The organism is Nocardia sp. NPDC046473 (genome assembly GCF_040645995.1).
Lineage (GTDB): Bacteria > Actinomycetota > Actinomycetes > Mycobacteriales > Mycobacteriaceae > Nocardia.
Map to the genome: position 1 here is coordinate 408,065 of NZ_JBEYZJ010000002.1, position 15,959 is coordinate 424,023.

14 protein-coding genes are annotated in these 15,959 nt (G+C 68.3%); 8 read left to right on the forward strand and 6 right to left on the reverse strand.

Going from position 1 to position 15,959, the window contains the following annotated elements:
* Window positions 1-43: 43 nt before the first annotated feature.
* The 7 genes from ABZ942_RS07400 to ABZ942_RS07430 all read left to right on the forward strand — a co-directional run bounded on the left by ABZ942_RS07400 (window position 44) and on the right by ABZ942_RS07430 (window position 6,262).
* Window positions 44-1,279, forward strand: a complete 1,236-nt coding sequence (locus ABZ942_RS07400; RefSeq protein ID WP_357379868.1) for a MurT ligase domain-containing protein — start codon at window positions 44-46, stop codon at window positions 1,277-1,279.
* A 73-nt stretch (window positions 1,280-1,352) separates the two neighbouring features.
* Window positions 1,353-2,063 (forward strand): glutamine amidotransferase, encoded by a 711-nt coding sequence (locus tag ABZ942_RS07405; protein WP_357379869.1) that lies wholly within the window; start codon window positions 1,353-1,355, stop codon window positions 2,061-2,063.
* A gap of 112 nt (window positions 2,064-2,175) precedes the next feature.
* Window positions 2,176-2,874 carry a DUF2637 domain-containing protein gene (locus ABZ942_RS07410; protein ID WP_357379870.1) on the forward strand — a complete coding sequence of 233 codons (699 nt, stop codon included), beginning with the start codon at window positions 2,176-2,178 and terminating at the stop codon, window positions 2,872-2,874.
* Between the two features lie 66 nt (window positions 2,875-2,940).
* A complete protein-coding gene (locus ABZ942_RS07415) occupies window positions 2,941-3,375 on the forward strand; it encodes a hypothetical protein (RefSeq protein WP_357379871.1) in 435 nt (144 codons plus the stop codon).
* A gap of 156 nt (window positions 3,376-3,531) precedes the next feature.
* Window positions 3,532-4,419 (forward strand): ABC transporter permease, encoded by an 888-nt coding sequence (locus ABZ942_RS07420; RefSeq protein ID WP_357379872.1) that lies wholly within the window; start codon window positions 3,532-3,534, stop codon window positions 4,417-4,419.
* Window positions 4,416-5,483 carry a glycine betaine ABC transporter substrate-binding protein gene (locus ABZ942_RS07425; RefSeq protein ID WP_357379873.1) on the forward strand — a complete coding sequence of 356 codons (1,068 nt, stop codon included), beginning with the start codon at window positions 4,416-4,418 and terminating at the stop codon, window positions 5,481-5,483. The genes ABZ942_RS07420 and ABZ942_RS07425 overlap by 4 nt, the downstream gene beginning before the upstream one ends.
* Complete coding sequence (locus tag ABZ942_RS07430; RefSeq protein ID WP_357379874.1) at window positions 5,480-6,262, forward strand: ABC transporter ATP-binding protein; 783 nt, start codon at window positions 5,480-5,482, stop codon at window positions 6,260-6,262. Before ABZ942_RS07425 ends, ABZ942_RS07430 begins: the two co-directional genes overlap by 4 nt.
* 7 nt (window positions 6,263-6,269) lie before the next feature.
* Here ABZ942_RS07430 and ABZ942_RS07435 read toward each other — a convergent pair whose 3' ends face one another.
* The 6 genes from ABZ942_RS07435 to ABZ942_RS07460 all read right to left on the reverse strand — a co-directional run bounded on the left by ABZ942_RS07435 (window position 6,270) and on the right by ABZ942_RS07460 (window position 15,576).
* Entirely contained in the window at window positions 6,270-6,644 is a 375-nt protein-coding gene (locus ABZ942_RS07435; RefSeq protein WP_357379875.1) for a type II toxin-antitoxin system VapC family toxin, read from the reverse strand.
* Entirely contained in the window at window positions 6,641-6,898 is a 258-nt protein-coding gene (locus ABZ942_RS07440; RefSeq protein WP_357379876.1) for a type II toxin-antitoxin system prevent-host-death family antitoxin, read from the reverse strand. The genes ABZ942_RS07435 and ABZ942_RS07440 overlap by 4 nt, the downstream gene beginning before the upstream one ends.
* A gap of 65 nt (window positions 6,899-6,963) precedes the next feature.
* Window positions 6,964-8,040, reverse strand: coding sequence for a putative zinc-binding metallopeptidase (locus tag ABZ942_RS07445; protein WP_357379877.1), 1,077 nt, complete (start codon window positions 8,038-8,040; stop codon window positions 6,964-6,966).
* 5 nt (window positions 8,041-8,045) lie between these two features.
* Entirely contained in the window at window positions 8,046-8,957 is a 912-nt protein-coding gene (locus ABZ942_RS07450; protein ID WP_357379878.1) for a transglutaminase family protein, read from the reverse strand.
* Window positions 8,954-11,950 carry a circularly permuted type 2 ATP-grasp protein gene (locus ABZ942_RS07455; protein ID WP_357380354.1) on the reverse strand — a complete coding sequence of 999 codons (2,997 nt, stop codon included), beginning with the start codon at window positions 11,948-11,950 and terminating at the stop codon, window positions 8,954-8,956. The genes ABZ942_RS07450 and ABZ942_RS07455 overlap by 4 nt, the downstream gene beginning before the upstream one ends.
* A 38-nt stretch (window positions 11,951-11,988) precedes the next feature.
* Entirely contained in the window at window positions 11,989-15,576 is a 3,588-nt protein-coding gene (locus ABZ942_RS07460) for a transglutaminase family protein (protein WP_357379879.1), read from the reverse strand.
* A gap of 174 nt (window positions 15,577-15,750) precedes the next feature.
* On the opposite strand from ABZ942_RS07460, the gene ABZ942_RS07465 reads away from it, so the two are divergent.
* Complete coding sequence (locus tag ABZ942_RS07465; protein ID WP_357379880.1) at window positions 15,751-15,957, forward strand: hypothetical protein; 207 nt, start codon at window positions 15,751-15,753, stop codon at window positions 15,955-15,957.
* Window positions 15,958-15,959: the final 2 nt, after the last annotated feature.

Sequence of the window (15,959 nt, forward strand, 5' to 3'; positions counted from 1 at the left end):
CCCGGGCCGCGCCGGTAACGCCGGTCGAACATAGACTCGCGGCGTGGCAGACATTTCGGTGCGCGGGCGTATCGCCCTGCGGGCCGCGGCGGCAGCGTCGTGGGCCTCGCAGAAGGCCGGACGCGGCAAGGGATCGATGATCGGCGGGCTCATCGCGCTGCAGATCGACAAGACGATCATGGACCAGCTCGGCCGCGGCCGCCGCACGGTGCTGGTGACCGGCACCAACGGCAAGTCGACCACCACCAGGATGACCACCGCGGCGCTCAGCACGCTCGGCGCGGTCGCCACCCAGGCCGACGGCGCGAACATGGACGCGGGCATCGTGGCCGCGCTCAGCGCCCATCGCGGTGTCGAGCTCGCCGCCATCGAGGTGGACGAGCTGCACCTGCCGCACGTCACCGACGCGATGAACCCCGCCGCCGTGGTGCTGCTCAACCTGAGTCGCGACCAGCTGGACCGGGTCGGCGAGATCAACATGATCGAACGCAAGCTGCGCGCGGGCCTGGCCCGCCACCCCGACACCGTGGTGATCGCCAACTGCGACGACGTGCTGGTGACCTCGATCGCCTACGACCACCCGAACGTGGTGTGGGTGGCCGCGGGCAGCGGCTGGGCGATGGACGCGACCAGCTGCCCGCGCAGCGGCGAGCCGATCCTGTGGGAGGGCGAACACTGGCGTAGTACCGGCGCGGATTTCGAACGGCCAGAACCTGATTGGTGGCTGGACGGCGATGATCTGGTCGGCCCGGATAAGCAGCGATTCCCGCTGACACTGGCGTTGCCCGGCCGGGCCAACCGGGGCAATGCCGCCCAGGCGGTCGCCGCGGCCATCGCGCTCGGCGCCGATCCGGCGGCCGCGGTCACCGCGACGGGCACGGTGCGCGAGATCGCGGGCCGCTACCGCACGGTACAGGTCGGCGAGCACGCCGCCCGGCTGCTGCTGGCGAAGAACCCGGCGGGCTGGCAGGAAGCGTTGTCCATGATCGAGCCGAGTTCGGCCGGACTGGTGATCGCGGTGAACGGGCAGGTGCCCGACGGCGAGGACCTGTCCTGGCTGTGGGACGTGCGGTTCGAGCACTTCGAGGGCGTCCAGGTGGTCGCCTCCGGCGAGCGGGCCACCGACCTCGCGGTGCGTCTCACCTACGCGGGCGTCGAACACACCACGGTGCCGAATCCGTTGCGCGCCATCGCCTCCTGCCCGGCGGGGCACGTCGAGGTGCTGGCAAACTACACCGCATTCCGGGATCTCAACCGCGACCTCGAGGCCAAATCATGAGTGAGCGAAGCGAACGAATCATGTCACAGCGCGCATCGCGCATGACGGAACCGAGCGCCAGCGAGGTGCAGTCATGAGCGAATCTACGGTCCGCATCGGTTTGGTGCTGCCCGATGTGATGGGCACCTACGGCGACGGCGGTAACGCGCTGGTGCTGCGACAGCGGTTGCGGCTGCGCGGTTATGCCGCCGAGGTCGTCGAGATCACGCTGGCCGACCCGGTTCCCGATTCGCTGGACATCTATACCCTTGGCGGCGCGGAGGATTCGGCGCAGCGACTGGCCACCCGGCATCTGCAGCGCTACCCCGGGCTGCAGCAGGCGGCCGCGAACGGCACTCCGGTGCTTGCCATTTGCGCCGCCATCCAAGTGCTCGGCCAGTGGTATGAGACCTCGTCGGGCGAGCGCGTGGACGGCGTCGGCATGATCGACGTGACCACCTCGCCGCAGCCCAAGCGCGCGATCGGCGAAGTGACCACCGCTCCCCTGCTGTCCGGGCTCACCGCCGCACTGACCGGATTCGAAAACCACCGGGGCGGTACCAAACTCGGTGGCGACGCGACGGGGCTGGCGAAGGTCACCCGTGGTGTCGGCAACGGGGTCGGTGACGGACTCGAGGGCGTGGTGCAGGGCTCGGTGATCGGCACCTATATGCACGGCCCCGCGCTGGCCCGCAATCCCGAATTGGCCGATCTGCTGCTGGCGCGGGCGCTCGGCGTCGCGGAATTGGCTCCGCTGCCGATGCCGGAAGTCGAGCAACTCCGCCGTGAACGTCTGCGCGCGTAGGTAGTACAGCACCAGATACCACAATGCCAGGTTGCGGCTTTACCGATCGATAAACGCGACTCGACCGATGCGCTCCGGGGTGCTGGGCTATCTGCACGCTACGCTCCCCGCTATGACGACGATCACGCCGGGGTTACCTGCTGAATCAATGACGCAGCCGGTAATGCCACGCCGTCCACCGTCCTGGTCTCGCTGGCGCAGCATCCTACGGCCGCGTCCGTTGTATCTGTCGCTGATCGTTTCGTCGGTAGTCGCGCTCAAGGCGTTCGAGATGTCTTTTGCGGCACTACACCATCTGGCCGTGCGCAACCTGGTGGAAGCCGACCTGGCCTCCAATGTGCCGATCGCCATCGACGGCCTTGTCGTCGGCTCCATCGTCGCCACCGCGTCATTCCCGAAACGCAGCGCCGGCTGGTGGTATGCGACCGGGCTTTTCGTGCTTTCGACGCTGGTATCGGTCGCCGGAAATATCGAATACGCGCGCGAGATCGGCGGCGGCCCGGTGTCATTGATCATCTATGCCGGAATGCCGTTGACCCTGCTGTTCGCGGTGCACCTCACGCTGATTCTGCTCGGGCGCAGCACCGCCGCGCGATCGGTCCCGGACATGGTGACCGCGGAGATCGATCAATACGTCACTGCCGAGGAGATGCCGGAGCAGCTGATATCGCCACAGCTCAACGGGCATGCGCAGGCCAACGGGCACGAGGTCGCGAAGCCGGCGGCGGCGCCCTTTGCCGCCGGACCCAACACTCCGATGCGTTTCAAGACCTTCGACGCCGACGGCCGAAAGCTGGTCAACCACCGATAATCACGCGGCGACGCCGGAGGTAGTTAGTAACTCACCCACGCTCGACTACTTCGATGGAGAAAACGCATGTCTCTCACAGTCTGGCAGGACCAGGACGTCGATCAGTTTCGTGAAGTAGCGAGCAGGCTCGCCTCGGTGATCCAGAGCAGTGTGGACCGATCGGGTGCGCTGAGCCAACTCACCGAGTCGGTGGAAAGCGGGGACGCGTTCACCGACCTGTTGATCGAATTCGCCGGTCGCTGGTTCCACGAGACCGGCGGGCAATCGGTGCTGATCGGGCCGGAATTGTTCTGGCTGCTGTCGGAACCGAACCTGCGCAAAGGCATCAGCAGCGCGCTGCGCGGTCCGGAAACCGCGCCCGACCTCGAGTACTCGGTGAGCAGGCGCAGTCGAAAACTGTTGCTGATCTGTGTTTTCGAGACATTGGCGCAGAACCAGTGGCTGGCGGGCAACATCGGCGAGCACGTCGGCATGAACGGCAGCGTCAACGGAATAGGGTGACCGGCTCTTCGGCGCCCGCGATCAATTAAGTTCACGGCGTTTCTAACTCTCCCTTCGGCCCCCTCGCCACGGATAGCGTCGAGGTTTGCCGAGTTTTGAGGAGAGTGCCGTGTCCGACGTGGGCCTGCATCGGCGCGGATTGCCGCCGAGCGCCGCATGACCGCGATCACCACGCCGGACGCACCGACGGTGGGTACGGACGCGCCCGCCGTCGCACCGCGGCGGTCGGGGAACTATCGCCGCCTGCTCGGACCGGCGCTGACCCGCCTCGGTGCGCTCGCGCTCGTGCTCGGCCTGTGGGCGGCGCTCACGACGACCGGTCTGGTCGATCCGCTGTATCTGCCGTCGCCGCGGGCGGTGTGGGAGGCCTTCGTACGGGCCAACTCTCGGCACCAGATCGCGGCGGGCGTCGATCGCACGGTGATCGGTGAGCAGAACTATTACCTGTGGGAGCATCTGCTGGCCAGCCTGCAGCGGATCGGCGCCGGGGTCGGCCTCGCGATCGTGGTCGGCCCGCTGGTCGGGTTCGTGATGGGCATGCTCACCCCGGTGCGGCTGGTCACCGAGCCGATCCTGAACTTCCTGCGGTCGCTGCCGCCGCTCGGCTACATCGGTCTGCTGATCGTCTGGTTCGGCATCGGCGACATGTCCAAGATCTGGCTGCTGTTCCTCGCCGCGTTCCCGCCCATCGCGATCGCCACGCTGAGCGGCGTCACCGGCGTCAAGCAGGACTACCTCAACGCCGCCCGCTCGCTGGGCGCCGGTCGCGCCCAGGTCATTTCGCGCGTGGTGCTGCCCGCCACGCTGCCCGAGGTGATCGGCGGCATCCGGATCGCCACCGCGTTCGCCTGGACCACCGTGGTGGCCGCCGAGCTCAACAACGGCATCCCCGGCATCGGCGGCCTCGCGTATATCTCGGGCACGCAGCTGAATACGCCGCTGACCATCGCCTGCATCATCGTGATCGGCTGCGCCGCTCTCGTGCTCGACTCGGTCATCAAATTCCTTGGTGCCAAAGCAGTTCCGTGGAAAGGCAAGGTATGAAATCCGCACTCCGCCGGGCGGTCACCGCAGGTTTGGCCGTGGCGGCCGTGGTCGCGACGACCGTAGGGTGTGTTCAGTCCGGACGTGGCGATACGGGAGCCGAAGGGGCGCAGGCCGCCTGCCCGTTCGCGGCGGATCCCGGCGTGACCACACCGGTCAGGATCGGCTACCAGGCCATCCCGAATGCCGATCTGCTCGTGCAGGATCGCGGACTGCTCGCTGCCTGCCTGCCGAACGCGAAAGTCACCTGGAGCCAGTTCTCCTCGGGTGCCGACGTGGTCCAGGCGTTCGGCGCGGGCAGCCTCGACATCGGCACCATGGGCTCGAGCCCGGCGACCAAGGCGCTGTCCGCGCCGCTGAACCTGCCGGTGCGAGTGCTGTGGATCCACGACGTGATCGGCAAGTCGGAATCGCTGATCGCCAAGGACAAGTCGATCACCTCGCTGGCCGGGCTGCGCGGCAAGCGCGTCGCGACGCCGTTCGGCAGCACCGCGCATTACAGCCTGCTCGCGGCGCTCGGCAAGGCGGGTCTGACCGCCGACGTGCAGTTGATCAACATGGCGCCGGACGCGATTCCCGGTGCCTGGAACGGTGGTCAGCTCGACGCGGCCTGGGTGTGGGATCCGACCCTGTCCAAGCTCGCCGAATCCGGCGGCCACATCATCACTTCCAGCGCCGACACCGCGGCCGCCGGTGCGCCGACGTTCGACCTGGCGGTGGCGAGCAAGAAGTTCCTCGACGAGAACGCGAAATTCGCGGTGGTCTGGGCGAAGTTGCAGGACTACGCGGTGACGCAGCTGCGGACCAAGCCCGACGACGCGGCGGTCTCGATCGGGGCTCAGCTCGGCATCGAGCCCAAGCTGGTCGGACCGCAGTTGGCCGGGTACACCTACCTCGGCGCGGCCGAGCAGGCCGACGCGAAGTACCTGGGCGGCGGCTTCGGTGGCGATCTGCACAAGACGGCCGAATTCCTGTTGAGCCAGGGCGGAATCGACGCGATCGGCGACGAATCCGCCTACCGCACCGGCATTTACGCCGACGCGGCCAAGGGTGCCGGCTCGTGACGGACGAGCTCCGGGTCGCCCTTACCGGGGTGAGCAAGAGCTACCCCGGCGACGACGGCCCGACCCAGGTGCTCGCACCGACCGACCTGACCATCGAGGGTGGCGAATTCGTCTGTGTCGTAGGGCCTTCCGGCTGCGGCAAGTCGACCCTGCTGAACATCCTCGCCGGATTCCTCGCACCGACCGAAGGCTCGGTGCGGGTCGGCGGCCGGCCGATCACCGGACCCGACCCCGACCGCGGCGTCGTCTTCCAACAGCCCAACCTCTACCCCTGGCTGTCGGTCCGCCAGAACGTCGAGTTCGGCCCGAAAGTCCGTGGCGTGCCGCGCAACCAGCGCGCCACCGACGCCAACCGCATGCTGACCCTGGTCGGCCTCGACCATCTCGGCGGCCGCCGTCCCTATGAACTCTCCGGCGGCCAGCAACAACGCGCCCAAATCGCCCGCGTCCTGGTCAACGATCCGCAAATCATCCTGATGGACGAACCCTTCGGCGCCCTCGACGCGCTCACCCGCGAGAAACTCCAGGGCGAACTACTCACCCTGTGGCGCGACCGCAGAAAGACCGTCCTCTTCGTCACGCACAGCATCGACGAGGCCCTGCTCCTCGGCACCCGAGTCCTGGTCATGGGCACCCGCCCCGGCCGCATCATCTACGACGAGCCAACGTCGTTCAAGACGACCTCGCCCGACCCCACCTTCACCACGCTCCGCGCCCACCCGGACTTCATCCACATGCGCGACCAGGTCTCCGCCCACATTTACGCCGCCCACGCATAACGCGGCCTCACACCGGGAGAACGGCGACCTCGTACCGCTGACACCACGGGTCGCGCGTGACCAGCGTGAGGTCCTCACATTGCGCCTGCGCCACCAGCATTCGATCGAACGGGTCCCGATGAATCAGGGGCAGCCGACCGGCCGCGGCCGCATGGTCGAGGCCGATCGGTAGCGGGATGAACCCGCCGTTCCCGATGTAGTCCGCGAGCCCGACCGGCCCGTCCAGCTTGCCGAGCGCCTGCTTGATGGCGACCTCCCAGATCGTTGCCGCACTCACCAGGATGTCCGGGTCGTGGGTGATCTGTTCCTTCATTGCGTCGGAGAGCGCCGGATCGTCGGTGAGCCACCACAGCACGACGTGGGTGTCGAGCAGCAACCTCACGGCACCATCCCGAAGTCGGCGGCGATCTGGGCGTTGGTCTCGTCGGAGTCCCACTCGGGGGTGAGGACCAGCCGCCCGCGCAGCGAACCGCGGCCGCCCCGGTTCGCACTGCGACTCAGCGGGACCACTTTGGCGACCGGCTTGCCGGCGCGGCTGATGATGATCTCCTCGCCGCGTTCGACCCGCTCGATGATGCGCGACAGGTTCGTCTTGGCGTCGTGGATATTGAACTGTTCCGCTGCGTTGCCCGACATGGCCCACCTCCTTAGCTAAGAGGTTAGTCCACTATCGAGCGGAAAGGCAACGCAGTTCGCGATGGTCAGCGGGTTGCGGCGGCGCAGAGGTCGTGGGCCAGGCGCATTTTGTCGAGGACCGGGTCGGGGAGGACGAAGGGGTAGAGGTCGGGGTGGCCCATGGAGCGGTTGACCATGTTGAGGGACCAGGCCAGGGGGAGCCAGAGGTCGATGATCTTGTCGAAGCCCGCTCGGCCTACCTGGGGGCGGTCCAGGGTGGCGCCCGCGGGAGCGATGCCGAAGGCGGCGGCGGTGTCGAGGGTGTCGCGGATGTGCAGGTAGTGGGCGAAGGTTTCGGCCCAGTCCTCCGACGCGTGCATGGTGGCATAGGAGGAGACGTAGGCGGAATCCCAGCCTGCCGGGGCGCCTGCGGAGTAGTGGCTGTTCAGTGCCGCCTGGTAGTCGGCGTCGGGGTCGCCGAAGAGGTCGCGGAAGCGCCGGGCGGCATCGTCGGTGGCGACCAGGATCATGTAGTAGTAGTGGCCGATCTCGTGGCGGAAATGGCCGAGCAGGGTGCGGTAGGGCTCGTCCATTTCGATGCGCAGCTGTTCGCGGTGCGGGTCGTTGGCCTCGGCGAGGTCGAGGGTGATGACGCCGTTCTGGTGGCCGGTGACGACCTTGCCACTGACACTGGTGAGCAGGTCGAAGGCCAGGCCGCGGGCCGGGTCCCGGTCACGGCCGACGATGGGCAGGCCGAGTTCGGTCAGCTCGACGATCAGGCGGCGTTTGGCCGCTTCGGCTTCGGCGAAGGCGGCCAGCCCGGCGGCGTCGAGGTCGTTGGGCCGGGTCCGGGTGAGCCGGCAGGATTCACACAGCACCGGCTTGCCGTTGCCGTTCGCGACCTGCGCCGCGGATTCGGATCCCGGCTCCGGCACCGCCACCAGCCAATTGCATTGCGCCACATGGAGGTTGTCGCAGAGCCGGAAGCGGCTGGCATCCACGACACCGGTGCTCGCGTCGGTCGGGCCGTCGCCCGGCGGCGCACCGATCACCACCAGGGCGATGTCGGCGAGGCTGAAACCCAGTGGGCTGGAACAGGACAGGCACACCGAGTTCTCGAACGCCAACTGCTGACCACAGTTGGGACAGACGAAATCACGCACGCGGGTTACACCTCCACCGGAGAGACATCGACCGAGACGGTAATTGTGCTCGCCTTGGCGTCGGTATAGATGATGCCGCGCAGCGGTGGCACGTCGGCGTAGTCGCGACCCCACGCGACGGTGACGTAGCGCTCGTCGCCGAATTGATCGTTGGTGGGGTCGAAGTCGATCCAATAGCCGGTCCGGTCCAGCTCGTCGCCGGGCACCCACACGGCCGACCAGGCATGGGTGGCGTCGGCACCGACCATGCGTTCCTTGCCGGGCGGCGGATCGGTGGCCAGGTATCCCGAAACGTAGCGGCCCGCCAGACCGTGTGATCGCAAGCAGGCCACGCCGATTCGCGCGAAGTCCTGGCAGACGCCGGCCCGGGCGGCGAACACGTCGGCGACCTTGGTGGAGACGGTGGTCGAGCCGGACTTGTAGGCGAAGTCGGCGTGGATGCGGCTGTTGAGTTCGGCCACCGCCTCCAGCAGCGGCCGACCCGGGGTCAGCGATTCGGCCGCGTACGCCCGCACTTCGGGAGTGATCTCGGGCGGCTGCAGATCGAGGGTGAATTCCACGGCCAGGGGGCCCGTCGCCCCGGTCGGGCGGGCCTGCTCCCACGGCCGCGCCGCCGGGCCGTCCGGCGCGCGATCGGGTCGGTCGACCTCGACCAGGGATTCGCCGGTGACCACCAGGGTCCGATGTTCGGCGGTGACATGGAAGTAAGACGTGGTGTTGCCGTATACATCCGGGCCGACCGACTGATCCGAGGGCACCGGATCGATCGAGATATCGTGCGAAAGCAGCCGCTGCCCAGGGAATTCGCGCGGCGTCAGGTAGGCGCGCCCGTAGGAGCTGGTGACCTCGTCGGAGTAGCAGTAGGTGGTGCGGTGCGCCACGCGATAGCGCCGGGCCGAACCGTTGCGGCCGGTCATCCGACCACCCTGGTGCTACCCCACAGCGGCTGAAAGCCTGCGGGCAGCGACAGTTTCGACGTCTCGAACGATTCGGACAGCTTGCGCAGCCGCAGATGCACGCCTTCCAGCAGCTCGAGCAGCTCGGTGCGCATGCCGTCGTCGTCGGTGACGTCGAGATCGTCCGGGTCGACGCGGCGCAGCATCCGCTGCGCGTCGGCCAGCAAACGTTGCGACCGAGACGATCCCGATGCGCCGGGCAACGCCTGCAGGTCGGCGTCGAGCCGATCCAGCTGATACGCCAGCGAGCGCGGATTGGCGGTATCGAAGAGCAGCAGACCGGCGACCGCGGAGATGCGCACCGAATCCCCGTGCCGCCGACGGTAACTCACCTGCGACTCGGTGGCCCGCAGCACCGACTCGGTGACCACCCGCTCGGCCTCGTTCGGATAGGTCTGGGTGAGCGCCGCCGACATCAGCGCGGTCAGCGCCAACCCGCGCTCGAGCCGCTTGCCGATATCCATGACGTACCAACCGGAGTCGCGCACCAGCGATTCGGCGCCGATGCCGGACAGCGACAGCAGCGCCGCCAAGGTCAGCGAATGCACCGCCGACAGCGCCGTCTCCTGATCCCCATCGGTACCACGGTATTCGGCGAGCGCCCGATCCACGGCGCTCAGAATCATCCAGGTATCCGCGGACAGCTGATCGCGCACGGCGCGGGCGGCGTTCTCGTATCGATCGATCGCGAACGCCAGCGATCCGGGCAGCTCACGGTCGATTGTCAACGCCGCCAAGTATTCGTAGCCCTCGCGCGATGCCCCGGCCACCGCGGGCGTCCACACCGGTCCGGGCGCCGTGACTCCTTGTTCCTCGGCAGCGCTGGCCGCAGCGACGATCGCCCGCTGCAGCACGCCTGGTCGGATGGTCACGTTCATTTCCTCGGCAATACCCGAATCCGTACCGTCGACACGTTCTGCCGCAGCGTTCGATTGATCGGCCGAACCGGATTCGGCCCCCACCGAATTCGGTGGGCGGCCCATGGACTGGGACTGCCCTCGACTCCCCTGCGTCTGCGCTGCCGTCGTTCGGTTCGCAGCGGACTGAGCTTGTGAACTCACCTCAGGCACCGAGTTCACTACCGAATCCCGCTCTGCCGCAGCACTATCGGCGTCATCGGGAGCGATTCCGGATACCACAGCTGCCGGAGCAACCGTCGCGGTGGCACGAGCCAGCGCCGCCATCAAAACCGGCACGGCTTCGGCGCCCTCCATCCACGGCCGGTAGCGATAGTCCTGATACCGGGCGTGCGTGGCGATGAGCAGCCGGGCGGCGGACTCGGCCCGCTCGCTGTAGCGCCCCATCCAGAACAGATCGTTGAGCACACGCGGCGAACTGACCGCCATCACCGCCGGCGCGGCCCGCCGTTCGCGTTCCTCGTGCGGCGCCTCGGTGCCGACCGCGGGCACCGCGGTGGGCGCCGCCCTGACCCAAATGTCCTTGGCGGCAACCTTGATCACCACGCGCTCGGGCAATATGCGCTGATGCAGCTGGCCGAGACCGCCGGCCATCGCGGTGTAGCCGCTGCGCCGGGCCATCGAGAACAGCCGCATACCGACCGGCGCGGGCGCCAACCCGCCGTAGCCTTCGACGGCAGGCGCCACCGAGAACTGCGTGGGCTCCTGGCCGACCCACTGCCACCCGGTGTCCTCGATCTCGGCCCGCAGATCGGCCCGTTGCCTGATCGACAATTCGGGACCGAAAACGGTGGCGCCGTCGACCGCGGAGCGAATGATCAAGCGGTGCAGGTTCTTTGTCAGGTGCGCGCGCTCTTTCTCGTCACCGCCCCAATAGGTCGGCGCGCTCTCCAACATCAGGTCCTCGCCGAGCAGCGCCCGGGACAGCCGCGGCAGGAACCCGGTCAGCGCCGGATTCTCCAGCAGCCCGCTGCCCAGCGTGTTCACCACGGTGACCGCACCCCTGCGCAACACCTCGACCAGACCCACGACGCCGAGCCGCGAATCCGGCCGCAGGTCGAGCGGATCGGAGAACTCGGCGTCCACCCGGCGCAGCACCACGTCGACCCGGCGCAGCGTGCCGAGCGAACGCATCCACAGCGCGGCATCGCGCACCACCAGATCCGCGCTCTCCACCAGCGGAAAGCCCAGCATCGACGCGAGATTGGCCTGATCGAACGCGGTCTCGGAGTACACGCCGGGACTCAGCACCACCACGAACGGATCGTCGGCCGCGCCCTCCTGCGCCGACTCGATCAGCATCAACCGCATCGCCCTGGCGAACGGCGTGAGCGGGCGCGGATTGGAATGCTCGAACGCCTCCGGGATGGCCGTGGACACCACCCGCCGGTCGGCCAGCGCGTACCCGGCGCCGGACGGGGCCTGCGCCCAGTCGGCGGTCACCCGGAACTGGCCGTCGCTCCAGCGGCTGATATCGCAGCCGTGCAGGAACAGCTGATGCCGGCCGGGCACCGTAATGCCATGTGCGGCACGGACATAGCCGCGATAGCCGAAGATCACCTCGGGCGGCAGCAGCCCGCTGGTGAGCGTGCGGCGCGGGCCGTAGACGTCGGTGAGCACCTCGTCGAGCACCCGCGAGCGCTGCACCAGCCCCGCCTCCAGCCGGGTCCAGTCGTCCGCGGAGATCAGCAGCGGGATCGGATCGAGCCGCCACGGGGTGGTCGCCGCCTGCTCGCCCGCCCCGGTGACCTCGGTGTAGGTGATGCCGTCGTCCTCGATCAGCCTGCGCACCCGGCTGTCGAGCCGGCCGAGCCCGGTGGTGCCGAGTTCGACGAAATCGGCGGACAACTCCGACCACATCCGGCGCACCTTGCCGTCGCCGTCGACCAATTCGTCGTAATAGCCCTCGGTCGGTCTGCCGCAACCGTCGTACGGCGCGCTCTCGACGCCGCCGGTCCGGTAGCGCGCGAGTTGCTCGGCCACCTGCTCGCGCACCGTGGCGCCCGCAGTGGTCTCCCGCAGCGCATCTTCGCGCATCGTCACCGCGCCGACCTCACTTCCCCTGCCAGACGTGCCTAACGGTCGCTGACCAATCCCCAGACGGTCCGCGCCCGGCGCAGATCGAGGATGCCCGCGACACCGGCGTCCGTGGATTGTGCTGCTATTTTCGCACGTAACTCGCCGGGATCGACCCGATCGGTGGTGTGGCCCGCCGCCTCGAAGCGCCGGTTGCGGCGTGATTGCGCGGCCACCGCGTTGACCGGAGGTTCGTCGTAGGCCATGCCGCCCGGGTGCGCCACGTGGTAGGTGCAGCCGCCGCGGGACAGCCCGGTGTCGGCGTCGATCAGGTCGAACACCAGCGGCACGTCCACGGTGATCGACGGATGCAGCGAGTTCGGCGGCTGCCACGCGCGGTAGCGCACGCCCGCGACCTGCACGTCGGCCTTGTCGGTGGCCAGCAGCGGGACGGGCATGCCGTTGCAGGTCAGCACGTGGCGGCCGCGGTCGGCGCCGACCACCCGCACCTGCAGGCGTTCCACCGAGGAGTCGACGTAGCGGGCGGTGCCCGCCGTGGTGGTCTGCTCGCCGAGGGTGTGCCACGGTTCGATGGCGCCGCGCACCTCGAGCTCGACGTCGCCGAGCATGACCGTGCCGATGCGCGGGAAGCGGAACTCGGTGAACGGATCCAGCCAGCTCGCGTCGAAATCGATGCCGTGCGCGCGCAAATCAGCGGCCACCTCGGCGATATCGGCAAGCACGAAGTGCGGCAGCAGATATCGGCCGTGCAGGTTGGCGCCGTGCCGAATCAGCGGCGCCCGCAACGGTTCCAACCAGAATCGAGCGACCAGGCCGCGCACCAGCAGCGACTGCACCATCGCCATCTGGAAGTGCGGCGGCATCTCGAAGCCACGCATCTCCACCAAACCTAGCCTGCCCCTGGCGGTTTCGGGGCTGTAGAGCTTGTCGATGCAGAATTCGGCGCGGTGGGTGTTGCCGGTGAGGTCGGTGAGCAGATGCCGCAGGGCTCGATCGATGTGCCACGGCGCCGAACCGACCGAGCGGCTCGCCGGATCCGACACCTGCGCAAGCCGACTCGGCTTGGCGAGCCTGGCGAGTTCGGCGAACGCGATCTCCAGCTCGTAGAGGGTCTCCTCGCGTCCCTCGTCCACCCGCGGCGCCTGCGACGTCGGCCCGATGAAACGTCCGGCGAACAGGTAGGACAACGACGGATGCCGCTGCCAGTAGGTCAGCATGGACACCAGCAGGTCGGGACGGCGCAGCATCGGTGAGCGCGCGGGGGTGGCGCCACCGAGGGTGATGTGATTGCCGCCGCCCGTGCCGCTGTGCGTGCCGTCGACATCGAACGATTCGGTGCTCAACCGCGCCAGCCGCGCCTGCTCGTACAGGGTGGACAGCAGCTCGGACTGCTCGGCGAACGAGACGGTCGGCTGCACGTTCACCTCGATCACGCCGGGATCGGGTGTCACCGAGAAGGTCCGCAGCCGGGCGTCGACGGGCGGGGCGTAGCCCTCCAGCACCACGGGCCGGTCGAGCGCCACCGCCGCGGCCTCGATCCGGCGGACCAGGTCGAGGAAGTCGTCGAGTTCCTCGATGGGCGGCAGGAATACGTGGAGCCGACCGTTGCGCACCTCGCCTACCAGTGCGGTTGTCGGTTCCCAGTCAGCGGGTTGCACCACGGCGGGTGGTTCGGTGCGGTCACCGGTCAGCGGCTCGGCGAAAAGTGGGTCGCGGTCGGGGCGATGGGTCGGCGCGTGCCAGGACACCGAGTCGAGCGGTAGTCGCAGCCCCGCCGGAGAATCGCCCTCCGTCAACACGATTCGCCCGGCGGGCTGGTCGGCGGAGACGCCGCGGCGCAGCCGCCAGTCCGCGCTCGCCCAGCCGGTGCCGTCGTCGCGGCGATACAGCGACAGCACGTACGCCGTCGGTTCGCTGACCTCGGCGTCCAGTCGGGTCAGCAGTTCCTTGCGGGCCTGCGCCGAGTCCATATCCGGGTCGAGATCATCGACCGGGTCGACCGGATCTCCCTCGGGGGCACGGACTTTCCCGGCCAGCCGGAGCAGCGGATCCTCATACGCTGGGCGGACCTGCCCCTGCGGCAGGTCGAGGCTCGCTGCCACGTGCGCGATCAGGGCTCGCGCGGCGTCGGGTTCGACGGGTGCGTATGTGCGTTGCGCGGCAGCCGCTTCGGCGACCTCGGACAGCTGCGGACCGCCATCCGTGAGCACACCGGCCTGCCCGGCGGGCTCGGGTGATCGCGTAGCCTGCGTTGCATCGGCGCTCGCTGTGGTCGAAGTTATTGCGGTACTGGGCTTTTCGACGGCATCCGGTTTACCTGCCGGCACGAACTCGAACGAGTGCCCGAACGGTGTCCATGGGTCGGCCAGCAGATCTTGCCGCGTCCATGTCGACTCGCCATCGGCGCGCCAAGCGACCGCGATCTCCCAGCGCGGCAACGGCTCTCCCGGATACCACTTGCCCTGCCGATACTGCACCAACCCGGTCGGCGCGTAGATCCGCCGCAACCGATCGGCGAGATCGACCGCGCGTTCGCGCTTGTGCGTGCCGTCGGCCTCGGTGGTCCACTCCGGCGCGGTCTGGTCGTCGATGGAGACGAACGTCGGTTCGCCGCCAACGGTCAAGCCCACGTCTTCGGCGGCCATCCGCGCGTCGACCGCGGCACCGGACGCCGCGATCCGCTCCCACTGGGATCCGTTGTAGGGCAAGGTAACCCGAGGATCTTCGTGGAATCGCCGGACGGTATTGGAGAATTCCATGGTGGCGACGGTCGGCTCGGTCGCCCCGGTGATCGGCGCGGAGGACACCGGATGCGGCGTCGCCGCCAGCGGAATATGTCCCTCGCCCGCGAACAGGCCCGACGTGGGATCGAGCCCTACCCAGCCCGCGCCGGGCAGATACACCTCGGTCCAGGCGTGCAGGTCGGTGAAGTCGGCGGGCGGACCCGACGGCCCGTCCAGCGACGGCATGTCCTGGGCCAGCTGCACCAGATACCCCGACACGAACCGCGCGGCCAATCCGAGCTCGCGCAGGATCGACACCAGCAGCCAGGCCGAGTCCCGGCACGATCCGAGCGCGCCGCGCAGCGTGTGATCGGGCGGCTGCACACCGGCTTCCAGCCGGATCGTGTAGCCGACGTCTTGCCGCAGCGCCTGGTTGAGGTCGACCAGGAAGTCGATGGTGCGCGGCCGATCCGCCACGTCGTGCGCGCGCACCCAGTCCTTGACCAGCTCACCCGGCCCGGAACCCGGACCCGATTCGTCCACCGGCCGCAGATACGGCTCCAGATCCGCGAGCAGGTCCGCGCTGTACTCGAACGGATAGCGCTCGGCGTAATCCTCGATGAAGAAATCGAACGGATTGACCACCTCGAGGTCGGCGATCAAACCGATGGTGATCGACAACTCCGGTGTGGGCTCCGGAAACACCAGTCGCGCAAGGAAATTGCCGAACGCGTCCTGCTGCCAGTTACAGAAGTGCTCGGCGGGCGTCACCCGCATCGAGTAGGCATCGATCCTGGTGCGCGAATGCGGCGCCGGGCGCAGGCGCACGACGTGCGGATGTACCTGCACCGGCCGGTCGAAGGTGTACATGGTCCGGTGTTCGAGCGACACCTTGATGCCCATGCAGCAAGTTCACCACATGGCGGACGCGGTGTCAGACACAATCGCGCAGCGTTCACGCCGCCGCCGAACTGCGCAAACGCCGGCCGCTGTCCGACACACGGTGCGAACGTCCCCCAGCGTCCGGCGCCGGAGTGGTAGACCGAAGATAACGAACCGATCTCGTCTGGAGGTCACATGCGCGCGCCGGATTGTTCGTCCTGCGAATCCGCCGTCGACCACTGCCACGGCACCCTGATCGTCCATCCGAACAGGCTCACCGAATGCACCGAAGTCGACTGCGTGGATCTCGACTACGTCAGGCACACCTTCGTCGTGGACTGCGCCGACGTGGCCGGTGGCTGCGCCTGCGCCGAGCCCGAGACGGCCCGTCGCCGGGCCTGAAC